General features: G+C 72.1%; 1 protein-coding gene. It reads left to right on the forward strand.

All coding sequences use genetic code 11. From position 1 onward, the window contains the following. Positions 1-240 (forward strand): hypothetical protein (locus OH705_RS28595; RefSeq protein ID WP_267303617.1); only part of this gene is annotated, 240 nt, incomplete at both ends.

Consider the following 240-nt stretch of genomic DNA (forward strand, 5'->3'; position numbering starts at 1 on the left):
GACGGAAGGCCCGGAAGGCGATGAGCCCACGCTCGGCGAGGCCCTCCTGCGCGAACCCCCGCCGATGCCCGCGGCCGCGCGCGAGCCGGGCGAGCGCGAAGAGGGCGCACGATCCACCCGCGCCGCGGTGGACGTCGATCCCGGTATCTTCCGCGCCTATGACATCCGCGGCATCGTCGGCAAGACGCTGAGCATCGAAGTGGCCGAGTTGATCGGCCTGGCGATCGGCTCGGTGATGCG

This window comes from Pseudomonas sp. BJa3 (assembly GCF_026343815.1).
GTDB classification, from domain to species: domain Bacteria; phylum Pseudomonadota; class Gammaproteobacteria; order Pseudomonadales; family Pseudomonadaceae; genus Aquipseudomonas; species Aquipseudomonas soli.